Raw genomic sequence first — 5,608 nt, 5'->3', positions numbered from 1 at the left:
GCTCATAGAGGGGTGGGGGGGTAGGCACCATCGAGGGGGTGGTCGCTGTTGCCCGATAGTGGCGCAGGCGTTGGAGAATCTCCTCTTTGGTTTTGCCCCGCAATTGAAAGAGTAGAAAGGGATCTTCGTTGAAGTACTGTCCCAACAAGTAATAGACCGCGCCAATATGTTTGCAGGGATTGACTGGGTCAGGACAAGTACAGCGGCTATGGATGTCAAATTTCGTAAAGGGAAATAAACTCAGTCCAGCTTGGGTAAAGACTTCTTCAATGCTGGGGGGCAGTTCACCCGCCAGGAGCTTCGCGGCATAGAAGGCTTTTTGTGCCATGCCGTCAATGGCATATTGCCACTGCTCTTCACTAAAGGCATCCAAATGCAGTTTGACGTGATAGGGGTCGGGAGCCGTGCCCTGCACTTGGGCATGAACTTGGTTGCCCTTGAACTCTAAGGTTAGGACTCGACCCTCCCGCACATAATTGCGTGCCCGCTCTAGGCGCCGTCGCCAGCCAAAGGACTCCAGGACACCTATCCAGCGTTCACTCCACCAATGTTGACGCCCCTGGGCACTGTCGCGATCGCTGGCGGCTACCTCAACGACGGGTTCAGAGGCTACCGTTGTTGCTGTTACATCAAGCGCTACAGGAGATGACTGCTGCTTTTGCTTTTGTTTAAGACTGGCAGCTTTGCGGGTAATTTTGAGAATCTGCGGCTGTTTCATGGGTCATATCCCCCAGCTATTCTTTCTATCATAGGTTGCTGGCCTAGAGGATGAGGTCAATGTCCCACGTGGTAATGTCCCAGGTTTGTATCACACACTCACTTCCTTGCCGGCGAATCAACCAAAGGTGGCGATCGCCCGTAAAGCCAAGGCCATCAATCTGCGGTTCACTGTCCGCCGTACCGACAATTTCGCCGCTGTGGGTCACTAAACTCAAACTATGGCGACCCGCCACCACATAGCCCCAAGGTGTGGCACAGAGAAATTGAGGACGAAACCGCAGCCCCAAGCGTTGAATCCGCCAAGGCCGCAAATGTAGGAGCATCAGTAGAGGTTGCTGCGGATGATCCTCAAACGCCGCTACTTGCCATGGTTGGTTATGGGCAGGGGTGAACAACGTCAAGTGGGCAGGCAGTTGGGTGTAGAGTCGCCAGTGTCCTCGGCGGTCAAAGAGTTGAAAATGAGTGATGGGATGGGCCGTTTCAGGATGTTGGGAGCGACTAATCACCGCGCCATAGCGACGATTGAGCAGGAGTGTATCGACCCACACCCGTCCCTGCCACCCACAGCAAAGTGTGCGCTCTCCTTGACCATTCAGTTGTTGGACATGCAGCCTCAATGTGCCAACATCACTATCAATCTCGGTTTCTGCACACCAGTAACCACTGGCATCAATGGCTAACCTGTTGTGGGTGGGCAGCAGACGACATCCTAGGGGAATCTGCTGCTCATCAATGCAGTAAAGCCGTGGGGGCAGCCCCTGGAGCCGCAGCCAAGCCCTCAACTGGCCACCATAGAGTTGAAGCGGTAGGGGTGGCAGCGGCCATTGACCGATCACTTCAGGCTGAGAATCCCTGCTTTGCCAAGCCCACAGGCGATCGCCCACCACCCCATAGAAACTTGTGGCCGTGCTGGCAACCGGTCGGGGCGGTCGCGGCAAAGAAAAACCTTGGGGTTCCCCCAGCCAAACCGCCGCCGGTGACCTAGAAAACAATAGAGGCTGCTCATGACACTCTGCTTCGATAATCTCGAGAGCGAGTTGCACAGCCATCGTCATTTCCGCTGCACTTTTATAGCGGCGCTGCGGTAATTTATCTAATGCCTTAGCAATAGTGCTCCGCACCAGAAAGGGCAGTCCCTCGGGAAGGGTATAGGGGCGGCTGAGGTGGGCAGCCATGAGTTCAGCAGGGGTACCGTGGAAGGGGCGATCGCCAACAATCATTTCGTACATGAGGATCCCCACTGCATAGAGATCTGAAGCGGGTAGCGTCTGACCATAGAAACGCTCCGGTGCCATATAGGCAGGGGATCCGGTTTGACCGCTGCCCTTGACATCCTCAATTAGCCGCGCCACGCCAAAATCGGATACTTTTGCCTGCCAACCCGTAGCAGTTACCTCCAGCAGGATATTTTCCGGTTTGAGATCGCAGTGGAGAATGCCGCGATGATGGGCATAGGCCAAGGCTGCGAGAACATCCAGTGTGAGGCGCAAGGCGGTCGTCAGGGGTAAGGCCTGTTCTTGTTCTAAGAGCGATCGCAATGTCCCCCCAGCACAATAGTCCATCACCAAACTGCGTCTCACTTGGGGGCTATGGTGCAGGCGAATATAGTCAATTGCTTGACAGCCAACCACATGGGGATGCTGCAGCGTCAGGAGAAAATTCAACTCCCGTAAAAAGCCACGGGTCAACAATTGCTGCTCATTGAGTACCTTAATTGCGACCAGTGCCCCCGACTGGCGATGAACTCCCAGGTAGACCTGTCCGTACTGGCCCTGACCTGCAAGATCCACCAGCCGGTAACGCGAACTTAAGGCAGCATGCGCTGTGGCCAATCACCAGCCTCAACTCGTTCGTCAAAAAACAGCTCTCAATATGATTCGCGATCGCGGGCCTGTCAATGCAGGCTCAGGCGCAAAATAACTGCCCCCTAAGAGAAGAGGATTTCTAAGGGTAGTTCTTTATTGTCCTGTTCAATACTCCCCACTTCATGGATGCGCTTGGCCAGATCCCGTGCTCGCTGATAACTGCTAATATCCCCCTGTTCAAAGAACAGCTTCGCTGCTGTACGCAGATCCTCTACTGCTCCCTTGCGATCGCCCACCGTTGAGCGGGCCACACCGCGATTATGATAGGCCTTGGCATAGGTATCGTTGAGGCGAATCGCTTCTGTGTAATCGAGAATGGCTGCTTCGACATCCCCTAGACGCTGATGGGTCAGACCGCGGTTGTAGTAGGCCTTGGCATGGCTGGGATTCACTTGGATAACTTGGGTATTTTTCTCAATTTCCCGCAGGCAGTCAAGAACCTGTTCAATTTCTTTTTGCTCCGTGTCGAGAATGCGCGTGTAGTCATGGAGATGCTGTGCCCCTTGGTTGAGTTGCATCACCTGTTTTTGCACATCCTCAAGGCGATCGCGCACCTGAGCAAGGGCAAGGGCGAGGTGACCCAACTCTGACTGCTGCTGCCCTTGGGACGCCACCAGTTCAGCCATTTTGGCCTCCTGTTGTTGGCCAAAGACTTGGAACTGGTCAGCCAGTTTTTTACGGCTCACTAAGTTTAAACCCACCGCCAATGAAAGGGGCAAGGGGGCGATCGCGCTCAAAATTGTCTGTTGCGTCGCAGCAGCAGCCACAGATAAGACAACTGCTAACCCCGTTGCTCCCCATTCAAGGGGGCCTAGACCCCTACTAGCAGCTTGGGAATTGCGATGACGGTCTTCCATAATAGTGCCCTCTTGAGGATAAAAGTGACGTAGCGCCTTAGGCATCCGACGTATTGGCGAGGTATTCACTCACCTTAACTTGGGTATCTTTCAACTGGGTAATCATCGTGCGCGTAATCAGCTTACCTGCCTCCACCAAGACGCGGCCATCGAGGGGGTGCAAAATATCCTGCTCAGCCCGCCGCCCAATCAAAGACTCAATATCTTCTACTGCATTGATATACATCCCTGAGGGAAGCTCTACCACTACCCCCGGCCCCAGAACCCGTGCCTGACAGGCGAGGCGGGAAGTTGCATTTGCCGTCGTAATCACCTCAAGGGTGCGTTGCTCCCGCTTATTGATGGGGGAAAGACTCTCCATCCCCTCCTTGATATAGACATGGCAAGTGGCACACAACCCGCGCCCACCACACTCCTTGAGCACATGGAGTTCAGAGTCCAGGATAGCAGAGAGCAAATTGTCGTTGGTGTTAATTGTCGCTTCGCGCGAGATGGGTTCAAGCTTGACAACTTTGGCCACTGCTCTTTGCTCCTTATTAAAATGGTTAATGACGCATAGAGGGATACTTTAGGATCATACTCAAGCGGCCTGAGCGCGACAGAGTCGCTCCATAATCGTGTTATGATTCTGCCCCTCTTGCAGCCAAGCCTTGGCCGGTTCAACGCGCTCGCGCAACCCCAAAACAAAGCAATTATTGGTTGCCCCTAGGGTTTCACAGGCGGTTTGCACACAGAGGAGATCGCGACCGGTCAATTGGCTAAAGAAGGATTCTAAAATCCCTGCTTCCGCAGCGCATTGGGGCTGACCCGTATTTTTGGGAGCCGCCGCCGCAAAGGGAGAATCCCACGTTGTCACCACCAAAAAGCCCTGCTGGTAGAAGCTCACATCGAGATCAATCCTGCCCCAACCGTGGGTCTTCCAGCATTCCTTGAGGCATTGGAGAAACTCCACCATTTCCATCTCCGCAAGGGGACGGCCATAGTACTCGCTCACCTCGGCCACAAAACGGCGGTAAAAGTTCTTGCCCCACCAGCGACCACAGTTGAATAGCACCACCCCAGTGGCCTGTCCTACTTCTTGATCGAGGCCCGCATAGATGGCTTGGAGGAAAATATCCGGCAGGGCAATCAGACGGGCACCTTTGCGGTTTTCAATGAGACCGGTTTCAAAATCCCCTTGCACATAGGCATCGGCAGCGTAGTAATTGCCGGGGATGACGGGCTCTTTGACCAAATCAGCAACGGAGATCATAGGACATCCTCATTCGTAGGCATGACACGCAATTTCAACAGTCACCTAGGCGTGGACAGAGACCACGGCTGGCAAGCCCACAAGGGTCACTTGCGCCTGATCCAATAGCGGCAACATCAAGTCCTGCTGAGCGTCAGTGAGCATTTCCTTGAGGCGGTCACTGAGAAGCTCATGGCAACTGCTCCATAGGGTTTGGGTTTGGTGGGCCTTGACCACTTCCGTGAGCCACTCTAGGAGTCGATGCTGCAAAAACTCCGGATTATTTAAGAGCATGGCCATGGCGGCATAGCGCAGGAGGGCGATCGCCTGACGCAAGACCTGCTCAAGGGTTTGGGGGGGTTCGGTGGGATATTGCTTTTGCAGGGCGTCAGCTACCGGCTGGAAGATTTCAATTTCATGATCCCGCAGAAATTCATAGGTGCTCAACCGCTGCTGAAGCGACTCGATGTGGTGGCGAAAGACTTTGATGTCCACATTGCTGAGGTAGTTTTCTTCAGCTTTGTAGTAGAGATTCATTAACTCGGTGTGCATAGGGATCTCCTAAAACAGGTTTGATAAGTCTGAGAGGGTGACTTCGGGCTCTACGGGGACAGGGGGCGGGGCTGCCACGTTACTCACTTGGGCGATCAGGGGTTGGCCTGCCCAAGGAAGACTGGCACAGAAGTCTTTGACTGATAGGCGCCACAGGGACAAACTCGGCTCTAGGAAGATGGTTTGACCGCGATGGCCCTCCCAGTTGAGTTGGCGGAAGAAGGTTTCGACTGACCAAGCAGCCCAAGAGCTGGCTAGGGTAGCCGGTGGTGTGATTTCCGCGGCTAGGGCCGGCAAGCCGATGGGCAAGATCACGCCTACCCCTTCCCAGTTCAGGCGCCCAAAGAAGTCCCTGACGCGGTAGCTGGGCCATTCCCCAGGGC

General features: G+C 54.4%; 7 protein-coding genes. All 7 read right to left on the bottom strand.

The annotated features are described in order from the left end of the window. On the bottom strand, window positions 1-718 hold a 718-nt coding region (locus H8Q75_RS02600; RefSeq protein WP_365970574.1), incomplete at its 3' end, for a metal-binding protein. A gap of 43 nt (window positions 719-761) precedes the next feature. Continuing rightward, the gene (locus H8Q75_RS02595) at window positions 762-2,552 is read right to left on the bottom strand and encodes a serine/threonine-protein kinase (protein ID WP_297040245.1); all 1,791 of its coding nucleotides are present in this window, start codon (window positions 2,550-2,552) and stop codon (window positions 762-764) included. 95 nt (window positions 2,553-2,647) lie between these two features. Beyond that, entirely contained in the window at window positions 2,648-3,442 is a 795-nt protein-coding gene (locus H8Q75_RS02590; protein WP_024125291.1) for a tetratricopeptide repeat protein, read from the bottom strand. A gap of 37 nt (window positions 3,443-3,479) precedes the next feature. After that, window positions 3,480-3,962 carry a 2Fe-2S iron-sulfur cluster-binding protein gene (locus H8Q75_RS02585; RefSeq protein ID WP_297040241.1) on the bottom strand — a complete coding sequence of 161 codons (483 nt, stop codon included), beginning with the start codon at window positions 3,960-3,962 and terminating at the stop codon, window positions 3,480-3,482. Window positions 3,963-4,022: 60 nt separating this feature from the next. After that, window positions 4,023-4,694 carry a V4R domain-containing protein gene (locus H8Q75_RS02580; protein ID WP_297040237.1) on the bottom strand — a complete coding sequence of 224 codons (672 nt, stop codon included), beginning with the start codon at window positions 4,692-4,694 and terminating at the stop codon, window positions 4,023-4,025. Window positions 4,695-4,739: 45 nt separating this feature from the next. Further along, window positions 4,740-5,225 carry a hypothetical protein gene (locus H8Q75_RS02575; protein ID WP_024125288.1) on the bottom strand — a complete coding sequence of 162 codons (486 nt, stop codon included), beginning with the start codon at window positions 5,223-5,225 and terminating at the stop codon, window positions 4,740-4,742. Between the two features lie 9 nt (window positions 5,226-5,234). Further along, window positions 5,235-5,608 (bottom strand): hypothetical protein (locus tag H8Q75_RS02570; RefSeq protein ID WP_297040232.1); only part of this gene is annotated, 374 nt, incomplete at its 5' end.

It is taken from the genome of Thermosynechococcus sp. OHK43 (genome assembly GCF_014466085.1).
Lineage (GTDB): Bacteria > Cyanobacteriota > Cyanobacteriia > Thermosynechococcales > Thermosynechococcaceae > Thermosynechococcus.
Note: the sequence above shows the minus strand (reverse complement) of the source record. Positions and strands in the feature narration are given on the sequence as shown.